The sequence below is a fragment of the Streptomyces sp. NPDC002206 genome (assembly GCF_053593595.1).
On the sequence record NZ_JBSFCW010000010.1, the window covers coordinates 127,231 to 150,834 of the forward strand.

The 23,604-nt window shown below is 67.9% G+C and carries 16 protein-coding genes and 2 pseudogenes; 11 read left to right on the forward strand and 7 right to left on the reverse strand.

Annotated features, from left to right (window positions below; genetic code table 11):
- Window positions 1-480: 480 nt before the first annotated feature.
- On the reverse strand, window positions 481-2,358 hold the full coding sequence (locus tag ACWCP8_RS20465; protein ID WP_451117296.1) for a transketolase: 1,878 nt from the start codon (window positions 2,356-2,358) through the stop codon (window positions 481-483).
- A 512-nt stretch (window positions 2,359-2,870) separates the two neighbouring features.
- Window positions 2,871-3,386: a CGNR zinc finger domain-containing protein gene (locus ACWCP8_RS20470; protein ID WP_352268047.1), complete on the reverse strand. Its 516-nt coding sequence runs from the start codon at window positions 3,384-3,386 to the stop codon at window positions 2,871-2,873.
- Between the two features lie 407 nt (window positions 3,387-3,793).
- Between ACWCP8_RS20470 and ACWCP8_RS20475 the strand changes: the two genes are divergently transcribed.
- The 4 genes and pseudogenes from ACWCP8_RS20475 to ACWCP8_RS20490 form a co-directional block, all read left to right on the forward strand.
- Window positions 3,794-4,663 (forward strand): alpha/beta fold hydrolase, encoded by an 870-nt coding sequence (locus tag ACWCP8_RS20475; protein WP_451117298.1) that lies wholly within the window; start codon window positions 3,794-3,796, stop codon window positions 4,661-4,663.
- A gap of 177 nt (window positions 4,664-4,840) precedes the next feature.
- Window positions 4,841-5,569 (forward strand): DUF427 domain-containing protein, encoded by a 729-nt coding sequence (locus ACWCP8_RS20480; protein WP_451117299.1) that lies wholly within the window; start codon window positions 4,841-4,843, stop codon window positions 5,567-5,569.
- A complete protein-coding gene (locus ACWCP8_RS20485; RefSeq protein ID WP_451117442.1) occupies window positions 5,502-5,702 on the forward strand; it encodes a hypothetical protein in 201 nt (66 codons plus the stop codon). The genes ACWCP8_RS20480 and ACWCP8_RS20485 overlap by 68 nt, the downstream gene beginning before the upstream one ends.
- 433 nt (window positions 5,703-6,135) lie before the next feature.
- A pseudogene (locus tag ACWCP8_RS20490) lies at window positions 6,136-6,360 on the forward strand (lipase); the annotation flags it as partial.
- 130 nt (window positions 6,361-6,490) lie between these two features.
- Here ACWCP8_RS20490 and ACWCP8_RS20495 read toward each other — a convergent pair.
- Window positions 6,491-7,465 (reverse strand): phage baseplate protein, encoded by a 975-nt coding sequence (locus tag ACWCP8_RS20495; protein WP_451117301.1) that lies wholly within the window; start codon window positions 7,463-7,465, stop codon window positions 6,491-6,493.
- A 314-nt stretch (window positions 7,466-7,779) separates the two neighbouring features.
- On the opposite strand from ACWCP8_RS20495, the gene ACWCP8_RS20500 reads away from it, so the two are divergent.
- A complete protein-coding gene (locus tag ACWCP8_RS20500; RefSeq protein ID WP_451117303.1) occupies window positions 7,780-8,919 on the forward strand; it encodes a DUF3103 family protein in 1,140 nt (379 codons plus the stop codon).
- A 243-nt stretch (window positions 8,920-9,162) separates the two neighbouring features.
- On the opposite strand, the gene ACWCP8_RS20505 is transcribed toward ACWCP8_RS20500, so the two are convergent.
- On the reverse strand, window positions 9,163-11,286 hold the full coding sequence (locus ACWCP8_RS20505) for an amylo-alpha-1,6-glucosidase (RefSeq protein WP_451117305.1): 2,124 nt from the start codon (window positions 11,284-11,286) through the stop codon (window positions 9,163-9,165).
- 125 nt (window positions 11,287-11,411) lie between these two features.
- Here ACWCP8_RS20505 and ACWCP8_RS20510 point away from each other — a divergent pair, with 125 nt between their 5' ends.
- From ACWCP8_RS20510 to ACWCP8_RS20530, 5 genes are all read left to right on the forward strand, one after another.
- Window positions 11,412-12,461, forward strand: coding sequence for a LacI family DNA-binding transcriptional regulator (locus tag ACWCP8_RS20510; protein WP_451117307.1), 1,050 nt, complete (start codon window positions 11,412-11,414; stop codon window positions 12,459-12,461).
- Window positions 12,462-12,551: 90 nt separating this feature from the next.
- Complete coding sequence (locus ACWCP8_RS20515) at window positions 12,552-13,796, forward strand: sugar ABC transporter substrate-binding protein (protein ID WP_352268056.1); 1,245 nt, start codon at window positions 12,552-12,554, stop codon at window positions 13,794-13,796.
- A gap of 5 nt (window positions 13,797-13,801) precedes the next feature.
- Complete coding sequence (locus ACWCP8_RS20520) at window positions 13,802-14,947, forward strand: carbohydrate ABC transporter permease (RefSeq protein WP_451117309.1); 1,146 nt, start codon at window positions 13,802-13,804, stop codon at window positions 14,945-14,947.
- A gap of 110 nt (window positions 14,948-15,057) precedes the next feature.
- Window positions 15,058-15,882: a carbohydrate ABC transporter permease gene (locus ACWCP8_RS20525; RefSeq protein WP_382842194.1), complete on the forward strand. Its 825-nt coding sequence runs from the start codon at window positions 15,058-15,060 to the stop codon at window positions 15,880-15,882.
- A gap of 392 nt (window positions 15,883-16,274) precedes the next feature.
- The gene (locus ACWCP8_RS20530) at window positions 16,275-17,156 is read left to right on the forward strand and encodes a serine hydrolase (protein WP_352268059.1); all 882 of its coding nucleotides are present in this window, start codon (window positions 16,275-16,277) and stop codon (window positions 17,154-17,156) included.
- Window positions 17,157-17,482: 326 nt separating this feature from the next.
- Here the strand turns inward: ACWCP8_RS20530 and ACWCP8_RS20535 are convergent, their stop codons facing one another.
- The 3 genes from ACWCP8_RS20535 to ACWCP8_RS20545 all read right to left on the reverse strand — a co-directional run bounded on the left by ACWCP8_RS20535 (window position 17,483) and on the right by ACWCP8_RS20545 (window position 19,909).
- Entirely contained in the window at window positions 17,483-17,956 is a 474-nt protein-coding gene (locus tag ACWCP8_RS20535; RefSeq protein ID WP_451117311.1) for a carboxymuconolactone decarboxylase family protein, read from the reverse strand.
- Window positions 17,957-18,316: 360 nt separating this feature from the next.
- A complete protein-coding gene (locus tag ACWCP8_RS20540; RefSeq protein WP_352268062.1) occupies window positions 18,317-19,198 on the reverse strand; it encodes an MBL fold metallo-hydrolase in 882 nt (293 codons plus the stop codon).
- Between the two features lie 285 nt (window positions 19,199-19,483).
- The gene (locus tag ACWCP8_RS20545) at window positions 19,484-19,909 is read right to left on the reverse strand and encodes a PPOX class F420-dependent oxidoreductase (RefSeq protein WP_352268063.1); all 426 of its coding nucleotides are present in this window, start codon (window positions 19,907-19,909) and stop codon (window positions 19,484-19,486) included.
- A gap of 451 nt (window positions 19,910-20,360) precedes the next feature.
- Between ACWCP8_RS20545 and ACWCP8_RS20550 the strand changes: the two are divergent.
- A pseudogene (locus ACWCP8_RS20550) lies at window positions 20,361-23,578 on the forward strand (alpha-L-rhamnosidase).
- The last annotated feature ends 26 nt before the right edge of the window (window positions 23,579-23,604 follow it).

The window sequence follows — 23,604 nt, forward strand, 5'->3', positions numbered from 1 at the left end:
GGAGCTCCAGGTCCGTAACTTCGTCCGCCGGCCAGGAGGCCGACGCTCCGCTCGCGAGGCCGCGCGCGATCGTGCCAGCGTGCGACACTTCCTCCCCTCACGGGACAATTCACCGCACGCGTGTTGCCGCGATCATTCCCCGGCGGCCGTCACGATCGATGCACGGGCCGGCCGGCTCCGCGACGCGCCGGCACGAAATGTGGCGGGTGCCTCCAGCGAACATGTGACGGTTCGGCCATGGGCAACTCCCGGGCAAACCCTGTCTTCCGGGCCACCGCGGCCTCGGCATACATGCAGGCGAAGCGCCTGTGCACGCTGCTGGAGTGGCACGACGACGAAGTGCGGTTGAAGCCCGACCTGCACACGGTCGGGGATTTCCGGCGCGTAGCCGCAGTGCTGCCGGGCGACCTTCAGCTACACGCACGCCCTTCGCGAGCGGTGTCGTCCGCTGTCGTCGCGTCCAGGTCGCACGACCGGTGCTCAGTGGCCGACCAGGTCGTGGGCGGTTCGGGCGATGTGGGTGCGCGAGATGCCTGCGGCGTCGAGAAGTTCGGACGGCGTCCCGGAGGCCGGCAGGTCTCGCACGGCGAGGTGGGCGAATGCGGGGGTGAGGCGCTGGGCGGCGAGTACGGACAGCACGGCCTCGCCGATGCCGCCCTCCGGATGGTGATCCTCGACGACGACCAGTGCGCCGGTTTCCTGGGCGGCGCGAGCGAGGGTGCCGACATCCAGAGGCTTTACGGAGTACAGGTCGATGACGCGGGCCGGGATGCTGTCGGCGGCAAGCTGGTCGGCCGCGGCAAGGCATTCGTGGACGGTGACGCCGGCGCCCAGGAGAGTGACCTGGTCACTTTCGCCGGCGCGCAGGGTCTTGGATCCGCCGACCGGGAAGGTCTCGTCGGAGGCGTAGAGGACGGGGTAGGCACCCCGGGTGGTGCGCAGGTAGGAGATGCCGTCGAGGTCCGCCATGGAAGCGGTCAGGGCGGTGGCGGATGTGGCGTCGCTGGGGTAGAGCACCGTGGAGCCATGGATGGCGCGCATCATGGCAAGATCTTCCAGGCCCATCTGGGAGGGACCGTCCGCGCCGATCTCGACACCGCAGTGGGTACCGCACAGGCTCATGGAGATCTGAGAGATGGCGGCCATACGAATGAAGTCGTGGGCTCGGGTCAGGAAGGCTGCGAAGGTGGTGGCGTAGGGGTGGTAGCCGCATACGGCCATGCCGACCGCGCCGGCGATCATCTGCTGTTCGGCGATGTAGATCTGGAAGTACCGCTCGGGGTGTGCCTTGCCGAAGTCCTCCGCGTGGGTTGAGTTACCCACTTCGGCGTCCAGAGCCACGATGTCGGGGCGGGCGCCGATCGCGGCGAGTGTCTTGCCGAAGGCGACGCGGGTGGCGACGGCTTCGCCCATCTTGAATTGCGGCAGCGTCACCTGCACCGGAGCGACCTGGGCAATGGGGGTGGCGGCGGGCGGCTGGGGGCCGCGGACGGTGTGGTGGCGTACGCCGCCCAGTTCGGTGATCGCGCGGGCGGCCAGGTCGTCGGGCAGCGGCTTGCCGTGCCAGCCCTCGGCGTCTGCGACCTCGGCGACACCCCGGCCCTTGACGGTCCTGGCGACGATGACGGTGGGGGCCTGCCCGTCATCCGCCACAGCCAGGGCTTGTTCAACGGCCGCGAGGTCGTGGCCGTCGACGACGAGTGCGCGGCAGTCGAAGGCTTCGGCGCGGCGGACGTAGGCGTCGGTGTCCCAGCCCAGCTCCGTGGGGCCGCTCTGGCCGAGGCGGTTGACGTCGATGATCACGGTGAAGTTGGCCAGCCGGTGGCGGCCTGCCTTGTCCAGGGCTTCCCACACCGACCCCTCTGCCATTTCGCTGTCGCCGCACAGCACCCACACACGGGAGGACTGGTGTTCCAGGTCCCGTTCGGCAAGCGCGACGCCGACGCCGTAGGCGATGCCCTGGCCCAGGGAGCCGGTGGCTACATCCACCCAGGGCAGGACCGGAGTGGGGTGGCCTTGAAGACGCGCACCCTTGCGGCGGTAGGTGGTCATGAGTTCCTCTTCGTCGATCGCGCCCGCGGCGAGGAACATCGCATACAGCAAGGGGGAGGCGTGCCCCTTGGAGAAGATCAGGTGGTCGTTGGCCGGGTTCTTCGGGCTCTGCCAGTCGTAGCGCAGGTGACGTGTCATGAGGACAGCCATGAGATCCGCGGCGGACAGGCTGGAAGTGGGGTGGCCGGAGCCGGCGGCGGTGCTGGCGCGCACGGAGTCCACCCGCAGCTGCTGAGCCAACTCGAAGACCTGGTCCAGGTCACTGTCAGGCCCCAGCGAGACAGTTGCGGTGTTCTCAGCCGACATCGCGGACTCCTCTCAGACGTGCGTTCCGATCCGGTCGTTCGGCGGCCGCCGGCTCGCGGGCCGCGCGCAGAAGCTGCGTGCGACGGCCGTGCCCCTGCCGACCGTATGCCCGTGGGACAGAGGCCGCGATTTGAACGCGTGCCGGTCAGAGGGCGCGGTCCAGGAACGCCATCAGTGCGGTCCAGAGGCGCTTGTCCGCTTCGCTGTCGCAGGCGGCGGTGTCGGCCCGGGTGAAGCCGAGGTGCGCCGCGGTGCAGGTCTCGCTGCGGTGGCGTACGTCCGCTGCGGTGAGGGCAGCTCCGCGGTGATCCGGGCGGCGAGCAGGTGCGAACTCTCGGGTCCGGGTAGGTCCCGGCGGTGCGCAGGGCCAGGCGGGCGCCCCTGCACCGGTTCATGGCCGACCTGTGGCAGTGCGGACTGTCCAAGGTCGACACCGGAGCTGGGCCCGGTCGGGGGAAGGTCCTGACGCGGAGAGCCGAGCCCCGCCGCCTGCCCGGGGGCCGGTGGAGGTGCTACTCGGCTGCGCCGTTGCGGATGCGCTGGTAGTGACGCCTGGCCTTCATCCTGTTGCCGCAGACGGCCATCGAGCACCAGCAGGCTTTGTTGGCCTTGCTGCGGTCGAGGAGGAACCGCCGGCACTCCGGATTGGCACACGGCCGCAATCGCCCCGGCATCGCCTTCTGCAGCGCGCTCCACGTCATGATCGCCTGCACTGCCATCCGGCGCTCCTTGCGGGCGTCAAGATCCCAGGACACTCCGGCGGAGGAGACCAGCGGACGGGACGTGACGCCCTCGAGGACCGGGGCCAGTGACGTGGCCGGCCGGCTGCCGCGCACCACCTCCTGCAGGGCGTCGCGCGCTTGCAGGAGGTGGCGGTGCTCGTCCGCGCTTCCGCTGCCGCCGTGCGCCCGCTGCCAGGCCTCCGCCGCTTCCGGATCCGCCAGCTGATCCTGGACGACCCCGTTGACCACCGGCGTCGTGTTGAGGAGTTCCAGCAGTGCGTCCTGCTGCTCTCGATCGGCCGCCATCACGCCTCCTAACCGCATTGAATTGCTTGAAAGGTTACACGAACCAGGCACGATCTAACCACGAAAGAAACTTTTGACGGTTAGTTTCGGGCGGGCGTCCGCCGCGGCCGGGGGGCGGCGCCTCGTGCACACGGGGCCGACAACGCCGGCACCGGCGGGCCGAGCACACTCACGCCAGGCGGCTCCACTGGCCGACGGGCCACCGACAGGCAGAGGGTTGAAGAAGGCCGCCGATCCTCTCCCGCCCCGCCGCGAGCCCCTGAGCGGCGACCAACCCGTCCCGCCCGGGAGGCATCCGCAACGAATTCCGCACGCGCATCCTAACCAGTAAAAGTATCTTGACAGGTTAGAGTCGGCGTGGTCGACTTGATTCATAACCACTCAAGCTCGATAGAAGGGTTAGGACTATGGCTCCCGCAGTCCACCACCGCACGGCCACCGTCAACGGCCTCGAGGTCTTCTACCGGGAGGCCGGCGACCCCCAGGCACCCGACATGGTGCTGCTCCACGGCTTCCCGACCAGCTCGCACATGTTCCGCCACCTGATCCCGGCACTCGCCGACCGTTACCACGTCATCGCTCCCGACCACATCGGGTTCGGCCAGTCGGCGATGCCCGCCCTGCAGGACTTCCCCTACACCTTCGACGCCCTCACCGAGGTCACCTCCGACCTGCTGCAGCACTTGGGTGTCGACCGGTTCGCAATGTACGTGCAGGACTACGGCGCGCCCATCGGCTGGCGCCTCGCACTCCGGGCCCCGGACCGCATCACCGCGATCATCACCCAGAACGGCAACGCCTACGTCGAGGGCTTCGTCAAGCCCTTCTGGGACGGCGTCTTCGCCTACGCCCAGGCGCCCGGACCCGACACCGAGGCCCCCCTGCGAGGCGCCCTGACCGCCGAGATCACCCGATGGCAGTACGTGAACGGAGTCGCCGACCCCAGCCTGGTCAGCCCCGACAACTGGGTCCACGACCAGGCGCTGCTGGACCGGCCGGGCAACGACGAGATCCAGCTCACGCTCTTTCGCGACTATCCCACCAACGTCGACCTCTACCCACAGGTCCACCAGTACTTCCGCGACTCCCAGGTCCCGCTGCTGGCGGTCTGGGGCGCCAACGACGAGATCTTCGGCCCCGCGGGCGCCGAGGCGTTCAGCACGGACCTGCCAGGCGCCGAGATCCATCTGCTCGAGTCCGGGCACTTCGCCCTGGAGAGCCATCTCGAGCCCATCACCGAGCACATCCGCGACTTCCTCGGCCGCGTCCTCGCCTGACGCGGAGGGTCGGGATGCGCCACCACCATCGACGACAAGGTCGTCCGGACCTGCGTCCGCCGACCTGAGGCCGCGGTCTCCCGCTGCTCCTGCAAGCCCTGGCCGGACAGCGACAACCACCCAATCACCCCGGGGTGCAGTCTCCCGCCCACCCCGCACACCCGGAAGGAACACGCCATGGGACTGTCCTGGCAGCAAGGTCCCCTTTCCGCAGGGGCGATCGGACACTTCCTCACCTCCGAACCCCTGCCTGAGCGCCTGCTGTTCGCCGAGCCGCTGCGCCGCCGCATGCGCGTGAAGTTCAACGACACCTGGATCGCCGACAGCGAGAACGTGATCCTGCTGCACGAGCCGGGCCGCTACCCCGTCGCCTACTTCCCCCGCAGGGACGTGGACTCTCAGGTCCTGGCCGCGAGCGACAAGGTCACCCACCACAAGGACCTGGGCGAGACCACCTGGTACGCGGTCCACGTCGGTGACCGCACCACCGAACGCGCCGCCTGGGAGTTCGCCTCGCCGCCCGAGCACGCCGCCGAGCTGCAGGGCCGCATCGCCTTCGCGTGGCGGGCGATGGACGCCTTCTACGAGGAGGACGAGCGCATCCTGGGACACGCCGCGGACCCGTACCACCGCATCGACATCCGCAACACCTCCCGGCCTCTGGAAGTCCGCCTGGGCGACACCGTGGTCGCCCGCTCCGAACACCCCGTCGTGCTCTACGAATCCGGATTCGCCCCGCGCTGGTACGTCCCGCGCGCCGACATCGACGAGACCCGGCTGCGCCCCGTCGAAGGACAGACCTTCTGCCCCCTACAAGGGCCTGTGCGACTACTACGACATCGGCGATGTGCACCGGGCCGCCTGGACGTACCGCAACGCCTACCCGGAGGTCGGCCGGATCGGTGACATGGTGTCCTTCGAACCGGACCAGGTCGAGATCTACCTGGACGGCAAACGCCTGGAACTCGAGCCCGGGCAGAAGGTCGTCCCCCACGGCGTCGACCGCGGCCTGGACGTCGACGAGGTCAAGGCCCGCTGACCCGATAGGAGCCGGAGGCCGGACGTACCGCGTGGACATGGCCCGAGCAACGCGGCAAACGGAGCGCGGCACCACCCGACCGGTCTCGCTACCGGCCGCGTCAACGGCAGCAGTGTCGACGGCCGGGGCAGCATGGACAGTGGAGTCCGCCCGGGAGCCCTTCGCACGTCGACCGGGCGGGCCACCTCGTGCGTGGTCCGCGTGACCAGGCTGCTGATGACGGATTTTCCCGCGGCCGGCCGCGCCGCAGGCCGAGAATCCGGCACAGCAGCGTCTGCCGGCCGCAATCGGGAGGGCCCGGCTGCAGCGCTCGACCGTTCAGCAGGGTGCCGACGATCGGCGTCGGCCCATCGGCGGCCCGGACCGGCCGGGGCGGACCCTCGACATGGGAGCGGTCACTCGGGCAGTGGGCGGTCCCGGACCGTTCATGCAGCTCAAGATCGGCATCAACTTCGTCAACACCGACCTGATGCGCCTGCGCGTGTTCGGCTCCGCGATGCACGGCTTCCTCGACACGATCCCCGAGGGCCATCCCACCACTCCGCTCCTGGTCGTCCCGCCCATCCTGTGCACCATCCACGAGGACACCCCCGGCCCCAGCGCCCCGTACTTCAGCTACCTCAGCGCGGCAGGCCTCCAGTTCCGGGCCGCGGGCGACCACACGGCGCCGAACGGCGGAGTACGCGGAGTACGGGGTGCAACGGCATAGCGGTCCCGTTGTCGTCTGCGCCGTCATCAGTGAGGTACGCAAACCGCCGGGGCGACCGCCGTGCCGTTCAACCGCCGCGTCAGACCAGCGCGTTCTTGTAGAAGATGCTGGAGCGCCGGTCGCCCTCCTCGCCGGTGGCGAAGCCGAGGAAGAGGCGGGACTCGCCCGCGTCGGTGCGGTAGATGGCGAGCCCCTCGGGCTCCCGGTAGGTCAGGGTGGAACCGGCCTTGGTGAGGGTCGGACCCTGGGCGATGGCGCCGGTGTTCACGTTGATGCTGGTGATGTAGGTGTTACCCGGGTCCGGGTTGGAGGCCGAGTAGCCGTCGCCCGTGATGAAGTACATGTACGAGCCGTATAGCGTGTAGCCCTGCGGCGTGCCCGAGATCGACGGCGGGGTGAACATCACGAGCGGATTGCTGAAGTCGCCGTTGTCGGTGTCCGAGACGTTGTAGATGGCGATGTGCTTGGCGCCGTCCTTGTGGTAGCGGACGATCATGCGGTTGTAGACCGGGTCGATGGAGCAGGTGTACTCGGTGGCGCCGGAGATCGGCTGGAACTTGCCGATGCTGGTGGAGGATGCATCGAGGGTGGTGCCGGCGCTGTACTTGATGCAGGAGAGCTTGGAGCCGTAGCCGTTGGTGTTGGCTTCGGACTCGATCCACAGGTTGCTGGTGCTGCCGCTCGGGCGGACTCCGAAGGCGACGCCGTGGCCGAAGCCGTTGAGGTGCATGTACGAGATGTAGTTACCGTCGAAGTCGAGGTGGCTGATGCACAGGTCGCCGGCTTCCTCGGTGCTTCCGCTGCGCTTGGCGGCGACGAACAGGCGCTTGTTGACCGAGTCGAAGGCGAAGCTCTGCTGGACGCGAACGCTGTGCAGGGACTTGTCACGGAACAGGTCGTAGGACGGCTGCGACAGGTCGAAGCGCGAGGTCGCACCGACCGCCGCGGACGCGCTCTGGGCGCCGTATCCGAGACCGAGCGCGGCGAGTCCGGCGCCGGTGCCGGTGCGCAGCAATCCTCGACGGGTCTGGGAAATACGGGAGTTGTGTTCCATGGAAGGACTCCTGGGAAGAGCAGTGCACGGAAACCCAAGACCTTACGCAGGGAACTCGATCGAGGTGTCAGCGGGTACGGATGACACCGCCCTCATGACGCACGTGAGGACGACGGGCGTCCGGGGGCAACTCCCTTACAGAGCCGTCGACTTGACGTGATCCCGACATGAGAAATTTACCTCGCCCATCTACTCGCATAGACCTCATGGCGCCATGCTGGGCGCGGACGACCCAGAACCCGTTCCAGCAGCGCAGACGCCCACCAGGCGGCTCCGCCCTGGGCGGAGCCAGCGTTCGGCATCAGGAGGATCTCTTGAGCAAGAATCAGTTGCGTCGTACCGCCCTCGTGGCCGTCCTTCTCACCGCGGTCACCACCGCCACGGCACAGGGAGCCGTATCGGCGTCCGCCGAGGCGTCCTCGGCCCAGCCACCCGTCGCGGCGCCGTCCACCATCCGCGGTATCGAGGACGATGCCGCCCGCTCCCTCGCCGTCTCGCTGGCGGATGCGGGCTGGCGGTCGCAGGTACGCAGCGCGGCTCTCTCCTCCGCCCAGGTCGATGTGCAGGCCCTGGCGGCTCGGGCCACCACCCGGAGCGGCAAGGCCCTGATCCCGGCGGTCCGCGAGGCTGATCGCCGTATCGCTGCGGCCAAGGGGCTGGCCGCGAGCACCGGTTCGCTGCTGCGCGTCCGCCTCGGCGACGCCTCGATGCGCGGGGACCTGACCGGTGAGGCCGTCCCGCTGGTCGCCGCCGCACCGGCCGACGACGACGCCGAGACGATCACCGCGTATGACAGCCACGGACGTGCGCACACCCTCGACGCCCGTGAGGTGCCCCAACGGCCCGTCTACGTGGTGGATATCGACGTCTCCAAGGCCCTCGCGGCGGGCCTGGGAGTCCTGAGAGCAGAATTCGCGAAGCATGGTGTCGCCGCTCCCCGGCCGCAGGCACAGCAGGCCGCCGGCGGCTGGTGGTCCACCCGCGTCACATCCGTCGAGCTGGCCGACGACGAAGAGCCCTGGGTCAAGGGTGACGCCGAGGTCTACACGCTTGTGACCGGCTTCGGGCTGGACGGCAAGGCCCGCGTGGACACGGTGGACATGCCCTACCTGAACAACGACGGCGTCGTCTATCACCCCAACCAGATCCTGGTCAACTGGTCGAACTACAAGTACAACCTCGCCGACGCCGTGATGATGGAGGACGACGGCGACACGAACTATCAGGCCCTCGCCCAGGCTCTCACCACGGCCCTGCTCACCATCACGGACCAGGGGGCGTACATTCCGCTGGTGAACGCGATCCTGGCGGCCATCCCCACCTCCTGGTGGACCGACGACCCGGACTACGTCGACTCCTGGTACACCCTCGCCCGGAGTGACTCGGGTCGCCGTAACGGGGCGGCCGGCAACGGCTGGATGACGGTCGAACCGTACTTCGTCGAGCAGTTCTGACTGCGCACACGCAAGACTCGCGAAGGCCGCCCGAGGGGCGGCCTTCCGTGTTTCCGGGCACCGGTCGTTCCTCTCCGAACGATCCCTGATGATCACCGATGATCGCCGAGGGAAGAGAAACGATGGTTCCGACTCAACCGCCCGCCGCGCCATGGAGATGTTTTCGGCGTGCGACGTGCGGGTCGAGGGTGGCGGTTTCGACGTCGCCGACGACGAGTGGGCGGCGGGTACAGCCGCTCCGCTTCAACGGGGTGTCATGTGCTCCCTTTTCACCACCAGGCCGTTCGGCGCCTCGATGTGCGCCGTACCGTCGGCGTCGATGGAGATGTCCAGCCGCCCGCCGGCGATGTCGAGGCCCTCGACCTTCAGCGGCCGGTATTCCTCCGCGAATCCGGGCGCGACCGTGAGCGTTCCGGCGGGGACATCGGCAGAGAGCCCCAGCATCGACTGAAGGATCATCACGGACGAGGCCGCCGCCCAGGCCTGGGGACGGCAGGACGCCGGATAGGGCGAGGGCCGGGCGTCGGTCGCCGCGCCATGACCGGCGAACAGTTCGGGAAGCCGCGCGTCGAACCCCGCGGAGGCGGTCAGCAGCCCCCCGGAGAGGGACGCGGCCGTTTCCGGGAACCCGGCCCTGACCAGGCCGTGTACCGCGATTGCGGTGTCGTGCGGCCAGATGGAACCGATGTGATAGCCGTACGGGTTGTAGCCCACGGAGTCGCTGCTCAGGGTCCGCAGGCCATGGCCCGAGTCGAGGTCGGGCGCGCCGAGCCTGGCGGCGAGCAGGGCGCTCTCCTCGCGGTTGAGCAGGCCGGTGCCCAGCAGCTGGCCGAAGCCCGAGGTGACCGAGTCCACCGGCTTCTTGTCCCCGTCGAGCGCGACGGCCGGGTACGGACCCCGCTCGTCCTCCACCCAGAAGTGGCTGCGGAAGCGGTCACGCAGCCGCTCGGCCCATTCCTCCCACCGGTCGGCGCCGGGGCGGCCGAAGGCGCGCAGCAGGTCGGCGCCGCCGCGGGCCGCCTCGTATGCGTAGGCCTGGACCTCGCAGAGCGCGATCGGGGAAGTGGCGAAGCGGCCGTCGCGATACCGGATGGAGTCGCCCGAGTCCTTCCAGCCCTGGTTGGCCAGGCCACGTCCGGTGCGGTCGATGTACTTCAGGAATCCGTCCCCGTCCGCGTCGCCATGGTCGCGCATCCAGGCGAGGGCGGACTCCGCGTGCGGCAGAAGCTGCTCCACCTGCTCGGGCGCGAGGCCCCAGCGCCAGGAGTCGTGCAGCAGGGTGATCCAGAGCGGGGTGGCGTCGACCGTTCCGTAGTAGCAGGGCGGCAGGGAGAAGTTCTCGTTGAAGTTCTGGGTGGCTCGGCGCACTTCGTGCAGGATCTTGCCGGGCTGCTCCTCGGTGTCCTGGTCGGACTTCACGCCTTGGCGGCGGGCGAGGGTGCGCAGCGTACCGGCGGCGAGATCGGTGCCCAGCGGCAGCAGCATTCGGGCCGCCCACAGGGAGTCGCGGCCGAAGAGGGTGAGGAACCACGGGGCTCCGGCGGCCAGGAACTGGTCGGCGGGCTTGTCCGGATCGGTCAGCCGCAGCCGGTCGAGGTCGGCGGCCGACTGGCTCAGCCACTGGTCGAAGCGCCGGTCGGCGCTGCGCAGTACCGGTGTGCGCCAGGGCAGGCTGTCCGCCGGGGGCGCGGGGAACTGATCGCCGTCCTCATGAGCCGCGTCACAGTGCAGCACAGCGGTCCATGACGAGCGGGGGGTGAGTTCGATGTCGTACTCCAGCCGTCCGGCGGCCGGGTCGACGGTGGCGGGCTCCGGGGAACTGGTGAGGCGTACGGCGAAGGTGTCCCGTGACCAGTCGAGTCCGCTCTCGGTGGCGGTGGCGGAGACCGGGCTCTGCGCGTGTCCGGACTTGATGCGCTCCATCGGGGCGAGGTCGGTCCCGGCCGTGACGATCAGCCGGAGACGGACGTTCTGCCGTCCGGCGTTGGCGACTTCGAGGGTCTCCTCCAGGTGCCCGGGGGTGACGCGGCGGCGCCGATGCAGGGTGACCGCCGGGTCCGGAGTCTCCTCACCCAGACCGCGCAGCACACCGCGAAAGGCCGCCCGGTCCGCTCCTTCGAAGCCTCCCCGTACCGGCGCAATCGCGATTCCGTCTGCCGCGACGGTCAGACGGGCAAGCGCTCTGCTGTCGCCGTGGTAGAAGCCGTCGGCGGAACCGTCGATCTGTCCGTCGGCGTGCGAGATCGCGAAGCTCGGGGCGTACAGCGTCACACAGGCGTCATGCAGGAATGGCTGGAGGCCTTCGGCCGAAGGGCCGGGCCCCGCGTCGGAGTTCGTCATGTCGTGGGTCTTGACAGTGGTGTCCAACAGAGCAGAACCTCTCAGGCATTGGAGCGTTCCAAGAACCCTAACTACGACTTCACGGCGTTGACAACGGTATTGGAACGCTCCAATCAACTCGCCCGATCGCACAACCGGTTCCGGAGACAGCCATGCCCCGCTCCCCCAACACCCCCGCGTCCAAGGCCGGTTCGGTGACGCTGACCACGGTCGCCCAGCGGGCCGGCGTCTCTCCGCAAACGGTGTCCAACGCAATCAACTCGCCCGAACTGCTGCGCCCGGAGACCCTGGAGCGGGTCCGCCGCACCATCGACGAGCTGGGCTATCGCCCGCATCGAGCCGCCCAGACCCTGCGCACCCGCTCCAGCAGACTCATCGGCTACGGCATACGTCCCACCGCCCCCGGCACCTCGGCCCCGGTCATGGACCGGTTTCTGCACGCCTTGTCCCAGACCGCCGACGAAGCCGGCTACCGGATCCTGCTCTTCGCCTCACCCCCCGGCAGCTCCGGCCTCGAGGGGTACGAGGAGCTCCTCGACCTGCACAGCGTGGATGGTTTCGTGCTGAGCGGCACCGAGCGGGGCGACAGGCGCCAGGCCTGGCTGGAGAAGCGCGGTGTGCCATTCGTGGGCTTCGGCCGGATGTGGTCCGGCCGGCAGATAGGCGACTGGGTGGATGTCGACGGTGCCTCGGGAACGGAGTCCGCAGTCGAGCATCTGGTCGGTATGGGGCATCGCAAGATCGCGTTTCTCGGCTGGCCGCGCGGCTCCGGAGTCGGCGACGACCGCGCCGAGGGCTGGCAGCGCGCCATGCAGCGGCACGGCCTTCCGGTGCGCGGCAAGCGGGCGCAGAGCATCGATGACATCACCTCGGCGCAGGCCGCCGCCGGACCGCTGCTCGACGCGGGCGCGACGGCCGTGGTCGCCGCCAGCGACATGCTCGCCCTGGGCTGCTATCAGGCCCTGCGCGAGCGACAAGCCGTTCCGGGCACGGATGTCGCCGTCGTCGGCTTCGACGACTCCCCCACAGCGGCGCTCCTCTCCCCCGGACTGTCCACCGTCGCCCAGCCCTTGGAGGCCGTCGGCCGCGAATGTGTCCGTCTTCTGTTGGCCCGGATGTCGGAACCCGACGCCCCGCCTGAGCGCGTCCTGCTCAAACCGTCTCTCGTCGTGCGTGACAGCACACCCGCGTCGGGCAACTGAACCACTCCCCGCGCCCGTTCACGGGCCACCGATTCACAGCACGCCCTTTCCGGGCAGCTGAGCCGCAAGTTATGCCTTCTGGAGGAACTCATGGTCACCCGTACGGCCGTCGCCGCCCTCGCCACCTGCGCGGCACTGCTGGCCGCCACCGGCTGCTCATCCAGCTTCGGCAGCGACAAGGAGCCCGAGCAGGACAAGGCAGGCAAGCAGAATCTGACGGTACTGATCGCCACCTCGGGGGACGCCGAAACCCAGGCGGTCAAGGCCGCCACCGCCGCGTATGCGAAGAGGTCGGGCAACACGGTGACGGTCGAAGTCGCCAAGGACATGAACCAGCAGCTTGCTCAGTCCTTCGCCGGGCACAAGCCGCCGGACGTCTTCTACGTCAACTCCGACCAGTTCGCGAACTACGCGAAGGGCGGCTCGCTCTACGCGTACGGCGACCGGATATCCGACGCCGACGACTTCTCCGAGCAGCTGCGCGCCTCGTTCTCGTACGACGGAAAGCTGGTCTGCCTGCCGAAGGACACCTCCACCCTCGGCCTCGCCATCAACACCGATCTGTGGAAGAAGGCCGGGCTGACGGAGAAGGACTATCCGAAGAGCTGGGAGGAACTGAAGACCGTCGCGGACAAGCTCACGGGCAACGGCGTCACCGGTCTGGTCACCAGCGACGAGTACCAGCGACTCGGAGTCTTCATGAAGCAGGCCGGTGGCTGGCTCACCGACGCGGACCAGAAGAAGATGACCGCCGACACCCCCGAGAACGCCAAGGGGCTCGCCTTCGTTCAGTCCCTGCTCAAGTCGGGCTCGATGAAGTTCGCGAAGCAGGTGGACACCAGCTGGGGCGGTGAGGCGCTCGGCAAGGGCAAGGCCGCCATGACCATCGAAGGCAACTGGCTCGACGGCGGTATGAAGCTCGACTACCCCGATGTGAAGTACGCCGTCGCGCCGCTGCCCGAGGGGCCGGCCGGCAAGGGCACCCTCGCCTTCAGCAACTGCTGGGGCGTCGCCGCCGACAGCGCGCATCGCGCGGCGGGCGTCGACCTCGTGAAGTACCTCACCTCCGCGAAGCAGCAGCTCGCATTCGCCGACGGATTCGGTGTCATGCCGTCGCGGACGAGTGCGCTCGAGACGTACGCCGAGAAGCAGCCGGCCGCCAAGGCCTGGGTGGACGGCAACGCCTACGCGCAGGGCCCGGTGACGATCGCCGGGTTCGACAAGGTCCTGAGCCAGTTCAACACCGATCTGCAGTCGCTGCGCACCGCCGACCCGAAGAAGATCCTCGCCGACCTTCAGCGCAACGGCGAACAGGCGATCGTGAAGGGCAACTGAGCCCCATGCCCATCCGCACGATGCGCGCGAGCGGCACTCCCCCCACGACCGGCTCGCCCGGCGCACCTGACAGCGCACCTGGCAGAACCGGTACGACTGCGAAGGCTGGCGCGCGCGCGGGCCTTCGCGGGCAGGGCACCTGGGGCTGGCTGTTCGTCAGCCCCATGGTGCTCGTCCTCGGCCTCTTCATGGTGCTGCCCATCCTGATGGCGCTGTGGGTGAGCCTGCTGCACTGGGACGGACAGTCGAACCCGTTCTCCGCTCAGGCCGATTTCGTCGGTCTGGACAACTACCGGACGCTGCTCACCCAGGACGGACTCGACCGCACACTCTTCGCGACGTCTCTGCGCAACAACGCCTATTACGTACTGTTGACCGTCCCTCTGCAGACCGTGCTGGCACTGGCTCTGGCCCTGATCGTCAACCAGAAACTGCTGCGGGGGCGGGGCGCGCTCCGTACAACGTTCTTCTTCCCGTCGGTCACCAGCTCCATCGCCGTCTCCACGGTCTTCCTCTTCCTCTTCCAGGGCAGCGGAGCCGTCAACTCCATGCTGTCCTGGATCGGGCTCAAGGGACCGAACTGGTTCGCGGACCCGCGCGGAGTGCTCTCCCTCATTCTGAGCGGTCTGGGAATCGTCGATCCTGAACGGCCCGCCGGAGTGCTGGCCGATCACTCCCTGATGGGGCTGTCGTGGTTCGAGTGGCTCGCAGGCCCCTCGGTCGCAATGTGCACGATCATCCTGCTCGCCGTGTGGACAACCTCGGGCAGCTTCATGCTGATCTTCCTCGCGGCGCTCCAGAACATCCCTAGGGAGCTGGAGGAGTCGGCCGCCATCGAAGGGGTCAACCGCCGCCAGATGGTTCGGTACGTGACGCTGCCCGCGCTGCGTCCCGTGCTGTTCCTGGTCCTGACGCTGGGACTGATCTCCACCTGGCAGGTCTTCGACCAGGTGTACGTGATGGGCCAGGGCGCCCCGGGCAACACGACGCTCACGCCCGCATTCCTGTCCTACTCCGCGGGCTTCGACAACGCGGACTTCGGGCAGGGCTCGGCGATCGCGTTCATTCTGCTGGCCCTGATCCTCATTCTGACCGCGTTCCAGCGCTGGGCGCTGCGGGAGCGTGACGCACACACCGGGAGGAACCGATGACCGCCGCCGGTACGGCCGTACGCGACCGGGCTCGGCGGTCCCCTCGCCGTCGCGCATCGCGCGAACGAGGGCACCCCGTCCTCAACCGCTTCCCGCTGCCGGCGCGGTTGATGGGGTACGCCGTGGTGCTGGGGCTGGGTCTGCTCTATCTGCTGCCGTTCGTCCTCCAGCTGGTGACCGGTTTCAAGACGGACCCGGATGCCGCCGCGCATCCGCTGGCCCTGTTGCCCACCACTCCGACGACGGCCGCGTATCAGCGGCTGTTCGGGCTGAGCCAAGCCTCGGAAGGGATTCCCTTCCTGCGCTGGCTCAGCAACTCGGCGCTGGTGGCGGTACTGGTGACTGCGGGCCGGGTGCTGTTCGACTCGATGGCGGGGTACGCGTTGGCGCGGCTGCGCTTCCGGGGCCGCTCGGTACTGTTCGGCTTTGTGCTCGCAGTGATGGCGGTGCCCGGAGTGGCCCTGCTCATCCCGAAGTTCCTGGTGCTCAACACCTTCGGGCTCTTCGACACATACACCGGCATGATCCTGCCGTTGCTGGTGGACGCGGCAGGCATCTTCATCATGAAACAGTTCTTCGAATCGGTGCCGCGCGAGGTCGAGGAGGCCGCACGGGTCGACGGGGCAGGCGTGTTCCGGATCTTCTGGTCCGTAGTCCTGCCGATGGCCAGACCGGCGTTGATCACCCTGACGATCCTGTCGTTCCAAGGATCGTGGAACGAGTTCACGCACTTCCTCGTCAGCACCCAGTCCGGCCAGTACGAGACACTCACCACGGGCCTGGCCCGCTTTGTCTCGGGAGGTCTCGGCGGCGGCACGCAGTATCCCCTGAAGCTGACGGCGGCCCTGCTCTCCACCATCCCGGTGGCCGCGCTGTTCTTCTGTTTCCAGCGCTACTTCGTGAGCGGCGCCAACGAGGGCGCGGTCAAGGAGTGAGCTCGGCGGCGTCAGGGGCTGACGGTGCTGGAGCGTGATGCCGGCTGTCCTGCCGCGTCGGCGGTCGGGATCCCTGCATCCGAGGCCGCCTGTTTGGCGAATATCACATGCCGACATAGTTCCCATATCGGACATTTCGCCCACTTTATTTGAATTTCCTGTCCTCATGGAACGTATGGTCGCTTTGAGATATCAAATGGGGATCCAAGCTGGTTTTACTCGACCATTCTCCCCATTCATCAATTCTCTGCGGCCCACACAGGTGCCAGGGCAGCCACCTGCCGCAGCCCACCTTGCCGAGCGTTGAAAGCAAGCGTGGCGGGAGCCGACTATCCCCAGCCGCGGTCCGGCGAGATGAACTCCGACACGCAGCAGGACAGGACATAGCCTTCATGTATGGATCGCACATATTGACCTGCTCTCGGCGCGGTGTGGCCGCTGCCCTGGCCACAAGCTCATTGCTCGCCGTATTCACCACAGCCGCCCCGGCCTCGGCAAGCACGGCCGACGCCACAGTGGGTGGTTCGAAGGTCGTCTGCACCTCGGAGAAGCCAGGCCTGGCCTCCCGGCTGTCCCATGACATAGCCGGTGCTCTCAACGGGCGGCAGGACACGTCGGCGCTGGCCCTCTACGACCGGATCACCGGAACCACCTGCGAGCTCAGGGCCGACAGGCACTTCGACTCCGCCAGTGTTGTCAAAGTCACGGTGCTCGGAGCACTGCTGCGGCAGGCCGAGGAGGCACACCGGAAGCTGACTCCGCAGGAGGTGAAACTGACCACCGCGATGATCACCAAGTCCGACAACGACGCGACCTCCGCTCTCTGGCACCAGATCGGATCCGCCGGCTTCAAGAAGTTCCTGGCCCTGGCAGACATGCAGCACACCGTCCCGGGTTCCGGTGGAAGTTGGGGGCTCACCCAGATCACTGCCGGTGACGAGCTCCGGCTGATGCAGCTGCTGACGACGGAGAACTCAGTGCTCACCGCGACCTCGCGCGCCTACGCTCTCGATCTGATGGAGCACGTCACCCCCGGCCAGAGGTGGGGGGTGCCCGCCGGATCGCCCGCTTCGGCAACGGTGCACGTCAAGAATGGGTGGCTGCCGCGCGCGACCGACGGATGGCGGGTGCACAGCGTCGGCACCTTCACCGGCAGGGGTCACGACTACGGCATGACTGTCCTGTCGAGCGGCAACCTCACCATGGATTACGGCGTCGCCACCATCGAACGAGCTGCCCGCGTCATCCATCGTGACCTGACCAGTGCGGGTTGACAGCGACCCATTGACCGGACGAGCCCCGACTCCAGTGACCTGAGTCCCATATGGGTCGTGGGTTGCGTATGAGTTGTGAACTGGATCGTTGCGGTGGACTCCACGATGGTGCCCGCCCACCAACATGTGGCCGGGGCCCGCACCGAGGGGCCCCGGCCGACGATCCGGACGACCACGCCATCGGCCGGTCCCGCGGCGGACCGACCGGGAAGATCAGTCGGACCGCCGGGCGGACCAGAACAACGCACCGGGCCCCGACGAGGGGCACCCGGGCGAGCGCTGATGCAGGTGCGGGGACACCGGCGGTCCCTGCCAGGCACTCCTGCTTATCCGAACTGGCCGGGCTGGTAGTCGCCGGCGGGCTGCCGGACGATGACGTTCACGCGGTTGTACGCGTTGATCAGGGCGATGAGAGACACCAGAGCGGCGAGCTGTTCCTCGTCGTAGTGCTTGGCGGCATTCGCCCAGGCCTCATCCGTGACACCACCGGCCGCGTCGGCGATACGGGTACCCTGCTCCGCCAGCTCCAGGGCAGCGCGCTCGGCATCGCTGAACACCGTGGCCTCCCGCCAGGCCGCGACCAGGTTGAGACGCGTCGAGGTCTCCCCGGCGTGTACGGCGTCCTTGGTGTGCATGTCGGTGCAGAAGCCGCAGCCATTGATCTGGCTGGCGCGGATCTTCACCAGCTCCTGCGTCGCGGCCGGCAGCGTCGAGCCCGAGACCGCCTTGCCCGCCGAGACGATGTGCCCCAGGAACTTGGCTGCGACCGGGTTGCCGAAGAGGTTCAAACGAGCATCCATGGTGCTCTCCTTGCTGTTGTCGGTGCCTACACCTCCCTGACGGAACAGCTCGGTCAGACGTGACAGGACCGAATGTGACGTGCGTCTCCCCTGTCGCAACGCGGCAGGAGAGACCTGCGACGACGTTCAGGACCGCTGCCGAGACGTCGTCGCCCCGATCATCACGACCGATGATCGAGACGAAACTGCCTGGGTCTCGGACGTGGTGCCTTTTCTCCGCTGTACAGGCGGACAGTCGTCATCGTCGGCCGGCGGTGGACTCGGCCACGGTCCTGCCCAAGGAATGCGCCTCAAGCGGTGGATTGCCGGTCATCCTCCATGGGAGGCGGCTGACCTGAAGCACCGGGATTCCGCGACTGCTCACGCGTCTCCGTTGCAGATGATGAAGCTGGGGAAAACGTGCCGTCCGGGTCGGTCGCCGATCTCGTCCATCGCTTCGCGAATGCTGCGCAGTTGGCTGATGGGCATCTGCAGCGGTGGCTCATCCGGCTGGTACGTGGTCAGGACCGGGTAGTCCACACCGGGCTCTTTGGTCATCTCGATGTGGCAGCCGAGGATGTGGGTTACGCGTCGGGTGTCAGCGAACGCGATCAAACGGTCGACAGTTCTTCCGAAGGCGACCCAGTCCTCGACGTACAGCCGCCCCGGGTACACCGTGTCGCCGGTGAGCAGGAATCCGGTGTGCGGGTCGTAGTAGGTGATGGCCGCCTCATGGTGGCCGGGGGTGGCAAGACACTCCAGCACTCGGCCGCCGAGGTCGACCCGGGCCACCCGGTCCGGGTTGTCAGTGAAACCGAAGTAGCCCCAGGCACTGTTCCGATCCGCCCGCACGACCGTGGTGTGGGGGCGGTCGGTGAACTGTGCGTCGGCCGCGATGTGGTCGCCGTGGCCATGGGTGTGCAGGACGAGCAACGTGTAGCCGTCCCGGGGATGCTCGGCCAACCACCGCCCGACCAGGTCGTCGACAACCCGGCGCAGCGGAAAGAACTGGGCGGACTCGGTGGCTCCGGTATCGATGAGTACAGCTCGAGTGTTGCCGAAGATCAGGAACAGGAACGGTGCCTCGTAGTTGATCGCCATGTTCTGGCGCAAGATGAACGTGTGCTCGTCGTACGCGTGGATCTGGATGTCGGGGTCCGTGTTGTGTTTCGCCGACGGGGATCCGTGGATCCAGTTGACGGCCAGCAGGCGAGGCTCGGGCGCCTCCGACACGAAATCGACCTGCGTTTTGCTTCCGCCCATGACCTCTCCTGAGCGCGTCGTCTCAGCAGGCCGGGCACGGCGCCCACGTCCACGCAGATTCGCGTCTCCGGGCCGAATCTACTACGCGCAGATCGCGTTGATCAACGGTTCATCCGCTGGACTCGGTGAGCCGGTCCCTACTCCCCTGTGCGTCAGGCTGCAGTCAGCTGACGGACAACGGCCTCGGCGACAGCCTTGGCACTGCCAGGGTTCTGACCGGTTATCAGCCGTCCTTCTTCGACGACATGGGTTTCGAACGGCTCATCGGCCGTACTTACCCGTAACTCAGCGGGAGGTGGACACCCACGGGCCGACGCCGCCGATGCGCTCGACGGAGTAGCGCACGACATAGCCGGGGCCCCTCGGCGCCGGGAATTCGGCGTCATGGGACATGTAGATCTTCGCCAAGCGATTGAGCAGATCCCATGCGTCGTCGCTCGGCCGAACTTCGGCCCGCGCCCGCAACACGGCGTACTCGTTCAAGAAGACGCCGGGCACCCGCGGTGCGTCGAAGGACAACACGACCCGTGGGTCGCGCTCGATGTTGCGCAGCTTCACGTGGCGCGACATGTGACCACTGACGAGATCGTCGCCGTCCAGCCCGATCCAGATGACGGTCACCTGCGGGCTTCCGTCGGGGTTGATCGTGCTCAGGTGAACCATGGGCCCGGACACGATCAACTCTCGCAGTTCACGCGGCAAGCCGCTCATAGCTTGATCCTTACTGCCACCAGTTCATCCTATGTGTCGCTCGATCCGAACGACCTCAGATCACAGCCTCACACTGGTGCACGTTCACTGATACGGGTCACCGGAGACTCACGCCGAGGGCTTGTGGACGGTGAAGCCGGCCCATTCGCGTACGGGTCGGAATCGCGCAGCCGACAGCCGTAACCGGCGCCAAGAGATGCGTAGCCTCCGAAAGTTCCCCGCGGCCCGCGCCCAAGGCATCCACTGCGGCGGGCGGGCCAGGAAGGGTCGACCGTGAAAGGTTTCAAGGAGATTGCACGGAATCTAGCCTCGCACCACAAGCGGCGTCAATGGCGCGGACTTGCAAATCTTTGAACCCTTTGCGGCTACGCCCAAACCCTTGACAGGTCACTCCACCCACTCTAGTTTCCATGCCTGAAACGATTCATTGTCGAGTCGTATGGAGCCGAGCGTGATCAGCAGAAGACGACTGCTCAGCACGACCGCCACGGCAGCCCTGGGGACGGCCATCGCCTCCGCCGCACCGGGCGCCGCGCAGGCAACTCAAGCCCCTTGGGCCGCCGCCGGGGGAACAGAAGTGACGCAGGGCGTACGCGTCAACGGACCGACCGTCGAGTACGTGAGCCACCCGCTCGGACTTGACGTGCCACAACCCAGGCTGAGCTGGCCTCTGGCGTCCGACAAACCGGGCCAGGCGCAGACCGCCTATCAGATACGCGTCGCCGGCTCCCCTGGGCGCCTCGCGAAGCCCGACGTGTGGGACAGCGGCAAGGTCATGTCCCCGGACTCCGTACTGGTGCCGTACGCGGGACCCGCCCTCACGTCACGTACCCGCTACTACTGGTCGGTGCGTGTCTGGGACGCCGGGGGCAAAGCCTCCGCATGGAGCGAGCCGTCCTGGGGGAGACCGGTCTGACGGACCGGTCCGACTGGTCCGCGCAGTGGATCGGCGCGCCCGCCGAGCTGATCGGCGCCCCCGCGCTGGACGACGCCTCCTGGATCTGGTTCCCGGAGGGCGACCCGGCCGCCGGAGCTCCCGCGGGGACCCGCTTCTTCCGCGGCCGGGTCGACATCCCCGCAGGGGTGACCCGTGCACGCCTGGTCATGACCGCCGACGACGGCTACACCGCGTACGTGAACGGGACGCAGGTCGCGTACGCAGAAGCGGACGGGCCGGCGGAGAACTGGCGCCGCCCCGCCCTCGTCGACGTGACCGCCCACCTGCAGACCGGCGCCTCCGTGATCGCCGTATCCGCCACCAACGCCACGGCCTCGCCCGCCGGTCTGCTCGGACTCCTCGAGCTGACGACCGCAGACGGGGTGCACGCCTTCGTCACCGGAGCCGACTGGAAGGCCGTCGATGAAGAGCCGGCCGGGGACTGGCGTTCCGGCGCTTTCGACGACGCCTCCTGGCAGCAGGCGAAAGCGCTCGCGAAGTGGGGTTCGGGCCCGTGGGGAAAGGTGACACCGTCCTCATCGCCCGCCGCTCAGCTGCGCCATGAGTTCCGTCTGAAGCGCTCATCCGTCACGCGGGCGCGGCTGTACTCCACCGCTCTGGGCCTGTACGAGGCTGATCTCAACGGCGAGCGGGTCGGCGAGGACCGGCTCGCGCCCGGCTGGACGGACTACCGCAAGCGGGTCCAGTACCAGACGTACGACGTGACGAAACTGGTCCGGAGCGGGGCCAACGCGCTCGGCGTGACCGTCGCCACCGGCTGGTACGCGGGGAATGTCGGCATGTTCGGTCCGCACCAGTACGGCGAACGACCGGCGTTCCTCGCCCAGTTGGAGGTCACCTACACCGACGGCTCGACCGAGCGTGTGCTGTCCGGCACCGACTGGCGGGCCGCGATCGGTCCCGTCACGAGCGCCGACATCATGTCGGGCGAGGAGTACGACGCCCGCCTGGAGACCGAGGACTGGACACACCCCGGATTCGACGACTCCGCCTGGGTGGCGGCCGACGCCGTCGACAAGGTGAGCGCCACTCCCGTGGCCGAAGCCAGCGGCTCCACGCGCGTGGAGCGCACGCTGCCCGCCAGGAAGATGACCGAGCCGAAGCCCGGTGTCTTCGTCTACGACTTCGGCCAGAACATGGTCGGCGCGGTCCGCCTCACCATCTCCGGCAAGGAGGGGACGGCCGTGCGGCTGCGCCACGCGGAGGTCCTCAACCCGGACGGCACGATCTACACCACCAACCTGCGCTCCGCCCGCGCCACCGACACGTACACCCTCAAGGGTGGTGGCAAGGAGACATACGAGCCTCGCTTCACCTTCCACGGCTTCCGCTACGTCGAGGTGACGGGGTATCCGGGCAAGCCACCGCTGAACGCCGTAGTGGGGCGGGTCATCCACACCGATGCACCCTTCACCATGGACTTCTCGACGAACGTGCCGATGCTCAACCAGCTGCACAGCAACATCACTTGGGGGCAGCGCGGCAACTTCGTCTCCATCCCCACCGACACCCCCGCGCGCGACGAGCGGCTCGGCTGGACCGGCGACATCAATGTCTTCGCGCCGACGGCCGCGTACAACATGGAGTCGGGGCGCTTCCTCACCAAATGGCTCGTCGACCTGCGTGACGGTCAGTCGGACGACGGTGCGTTCACCGATGTGGCTCCCTATGTCGGCACGGTCGGCAAGGGTGTGGCGGGCTGGGGCGATGCCGGAGTGACCGTGCCCTGGGCGCTGTACCAGGCGTACGGCGACACCCGGGTCCTCGATCAGTCCTGGCCCTCGATGCTGAAGTGGCTCGAGTACCTGGAGAAGCACAGCAGCGGCTTCCTGCGGCCGGCCGAGGGTTACGGCGACTGGCTCAACATCCAGGACGAGACCCCCAAGGACGTCATCGGCACCGCGTACTTCGCCCATGCCGCCGACCTCGTCGCCCGGGCTGCTCAAGCCCTCGGAAAGGACCCGACACCGTATACCTCGCTCTTCGCAAGCGTCCGTGACGCCTTCCGCGCGGCGTACGTATCGAGCGGCGGCAAGGTGAAGGGCGACACGCAGACCGCGTATGTGCTGGCCCTGTCCATGGACCTGCTGGCGGAAGCCGACCGGGGCCCCGCGGCCGACCGACTCGTCGAACTCATCAAAGCCAAGGACTGGCATCTCTCGACCGGATTCCTCGGCACCCCTCGCCTGTTGCCCGTGCTCACCTCTACAGGTCATACCGATGTCGCCTACCGGCTGCTCGTCCAGCGGTCCTTCCCCAGCTGGGGCTACCAGATCGACAAGGGCGCAACGACGATGTGGGAGCGCTGGGACTCCATCAGGCCCGACGGCAGCTTCCAGGACGCCGGAATGAATTCCTTCAACCACTACGCGTACGGTTCCGTGGGCGAGTGGATGTACGCGAACATCGCGGGTATCGCACCGGCCGCACCGGGTTTCCGGAAGATCCTTGTCCGGCCCCGCCCGGGCGGTGGCGTAACCGAGGCGGAGGGACGCTACGACTCCGTCCGCGGCCCTGTCACCACCCGCTGGAAAGTGGACGCCGGCGGATTCCGCCTCGCTCTCACGGTGCCCGCCAACACCACCGCCGAGGTATGGATTCCCGCCGCCGAAGCTGCCCAAGTCACCCATGGCACCTCGGAGTTCATCCGGATGGAGGACGGCTGCGCCGTCTTCGCTGCGGGCTCCGGCACGCACCTATTCTCCAGCTGACCTGTAACGACGTTCCGGTTGACGCC